Source organism: Mesorhizobium waimense (genome assembly GCF_003601975.1).
GTDB classification, from domain to species: Bacteria; Pseudomonadota; Alphaproteobacteria; order Rhizobiales; family Rhizobiaceae; genus Mesorhizobium; species Mesorhizobium waimense.
Genome location: NZ_QZWZ01000126.1, coordinates 1 through 3,024 on the forward strand (window position 1 = coordinate 1; position 3,024 = coordinate 3,024).

The window sequence follows — 3,024 nt, forward strand, 5'->3', positions numbered from 1 at the left end:
AAGAACACAGCGAGCACGACCGCGAATATCGAAGCGACGAACCACGGTTTGTGAACCAGGATCTCGGATTCGACTGTGTCCTGATAGAGCATGAGCAGCCTCTTAAAGAAAAAAGCGACCAAGGCCAGCCTTGGTCGCTAGCAATTCACCACTTATTTTTCGACGGATCGATCAACTCCGTACCATTTGATCATTATCTTGGAGAGCCTGCCATCATCCCTCATCTTCTGGATGGCCTCGGCGATTTTGTCGCTGAATTCCTTGTCGCCACGCAGAATTGCAATAGCCGACGGCGCGAAGAATAAGGGCTCTTCCAGTTCCTTCAATGGATAGCCGGCTTTGATCGCATTGCGTAGATCCGATCGATTCGCGAGGACGGCATCAAGACGAACACCATCGCCGAGCCGAAGGTCGTCAAGGGCGACATTGTCGGTCGCATAGGTCCTCACCTTGCCCGGCGTGAACTGGAATTTTATTGGCTGAGCGTCGGACTGACCGCTGACTACCCAATCCTGTGTTAAAGTGTGATTGGCATAGGACTCGGCAACTGTGCTTGCCGTGACACCAAGCACCCTACCCTCGAGATCAGACGTCTTGGTCGCTTTGCTATCCTTGTGAACGGCCGCGACCACCGCTCCGTAGGCGTACACGGCCGGGAAGCCAAGTTTTTCGGCGCGGGCTTTGGTTGGGGCCATTTCACCCATAGCCATGTCCCAACGGTCCTCCCACTTGCCTGAGGTGATGATATCCCAGGCTGGTGTAACGAATTCAATCTTCACGCTAAGATCTTCTGCGATGGCCTTGGCCACGTCCACGTCGGAACCATCGAGCTCATGCTTGTCATTCAAGAATGAAAGCGTCCCCCAGTCCGTCCCGGCTGCGACCCTTAGCGTTTTGGTTGCGAGCACGTGATACGGCACCGGCGGTGGCCTCAGTAGACGCAGCCATGGACGCAGCCGCGAGCGAGGCTGCGGCTGCTAAAATTGTCATAAGCTTGTTCAAGTGATCCTCCCTTGCAATTTGGTCGTTGGAGCGGGCCCTTCCCGCATCCGAGACGTGGATTGGAGCCACGTTTTAAGCAGCGGCAGGGCCCATTTCCGCGTGCCGTCGCAATGCTCACCCTGTGCCGTCGGCCAAGAGTTGGCAAGAATTGTATCGATATCGCGGTCATCTCGAATTTAGATGGTCCGCCAGCCTCCCGTAAACCGAATCGTTGGGAATAGCCTTCATGATCTGACGGACTGGTTCAAAGCGCGGCGTGACTATCGTCGCGATGGAGTCCACCGGGGTCTATCGGATCCCAGCCTACGAGATTCTTGAGCAGCGCGGGTTCGAGGTCATTTTAGTCAATGCGCGTTACGCCAAGAACGTGCCCGGGGCGCAAGACAGATCCGATGCCCGCATGGCTGCGCCAGCTCCATTCCTACGGTCTGTTACGCGGCAGCTTCCGCCCTGCTGCCGAGATCGCAACCCAACGCGCCCATCAGGGTCAGCGGGAGCGGCTCGTGGAATACGCAGCCGCGCATATCCAGCACATGCAAAAGGCTCTGATGGAGGTGAACCTGCAACTTCATCACGTTGTCTCCGACATCACCGGCGCGACCGGGATGCGGATCATCCGAGCGATTGCAGCGGGCGAGCGCAATCCCGACGTTTTGGCGGCTTACCGCGATGTGCGCTGTCATTCCTCTATCGAGACGATCCTCGCTGCACTGGTGGGAAACGACCGGGACGAACATGTCTTCGCCCTGACCCAGTCGTTGGAGCTCTACCGACACCTACCAGGCCAAGATGCTCGACTGCGACCTCACGCTGGAATCCTTGATAGCAAAGCTGACCGACGAAGAGGCCAAGCCGGTCGGCAAGCTATCCAGGCCACGAGTGAAGACCAAGCAGGTCAACACACCGTCATTCGATGTCGGGGCTGCTGACCGAGATCCATGGGCTGGGTCTGTCCCTCGCATTGAAGCTAATGGGCTAGGGCGTGGCCGAGCGCCAAGCACTTCACCTGCTGGCTGTGTCTCACGCCCGGTAATAAAATCTCCGGCGGCAAGGTGCTCTCTTCGCGCACGCGGAGATCATTCAGGCGAGCAGCAGCCCTGTTACGGTTGGCCGCCACGACCATTGGGCGAAGCGATACGGCGCTCGGTGCCTTTTATCGTCGGCTGTCCTCTCGTGCCGGCAAGGCGAAGGCCGTGACGGTGACCTACAGGGACCCGGGTGCCGAGCGCTATGAGGAACAGCATCGCAGCCGTCTCACCCACAGCACCGACGACATCGCCGTTCTTGCCGCGTTTGCGTCGGTCTTGCTCGCCGCGGTTCCTGGTCCCGCCGTTCCGTGGAAGGGCCGCCGGCATGGCCCGCGCAAGGATCGGCGATGGGTCGCCACGCTCACCCACAAGCCGATCGAGAAGATCGTCGGCTTCGCCAAGGCGAACGGCATCGGCTGCGCCAGAGCTATCTCCGCATCGCCGAGCGGGCCGCCATCACAGTTGGAGGCTACATCCACGCGCACCAGTTCAAGCGCGCCAACCACGAACTCAAATTCCGGCGCACCCGGCTGGGCCGCCTGATCAGCAATGTCGGACGCGGGGTCGATGGCGCGATCCTGCCCTGAAGGAATGCTTCGCGACGCTGCGCGCCCTTGCCGTCAAGATCCGCTCTTCCAGAACCAGCGACAGCCCGGGCAGAAGGTCTATTCCCTCCACGCGCCCGAAGTCGAAGGCATCGGCAACGCGAGTCGACGTCGAAGTTTGTATTGGAGATTGCTCGCACTCAGATTCGAACTCGGGGGTGATCGTCAGCTTGCACCCGCTCGAACTTTCGGTCGACGGTCACTCCACGGTCTGGCCTCCTCGAGATCGCGTGCGACACGGACTAAGGCTTGTTGAGATTCAGGATTGAACGAAGCCGCTGACGCGGCATTTTGTGGGTCGGTTTGCGTGTGAGGCTTCTGTTTTGAAGGATTGCGGCTGTTGAAGCGCAATCTTGAGAACAGGAGCAATGAGATGGCCGAGTTGAGCC

1 protein-coding gene and 2 pseudogenes are annotated in these 3,024 nt (G+C 59.0%); 1 reads left to right on the top strand and 2 read right to left on the bottom strand.

All coding sequences use genetic code 11. The features are described from left to right. Positions 1-152: 152 nt before the first annotated feature. On the bottom strand, positions 153-848 hold the full coding sequence (locus D3227_RS39975) for a transporter substrate-binding domain-containing protein (RefSeq protein ID WP_342634058.1): 696 nt from the start codon (positions 846-848) through the stop codon (positions 153-155). 376 nt (positions 849-1,224) lie between these two features. Here D3227_RS39975 and D3227_RS44715 point away from each other — a divergent pair. After that, positions 1,225-2,258: pseudogene (locus D3227_RS44715) on the top strand (IS110 family RNA-guided transposase); the annotation flags it as partial. Between the two features lie 542 nt (positions 2,259-2,800). Here D3227_RS44715 and D3227_RS42470 read toward each other — a convergent pair. Next, a pseudogene (locus D3227_RS42470) lies at positions 2,801-3,024 on the bottom strand (hypothetical protein); the annotation flags it as partial.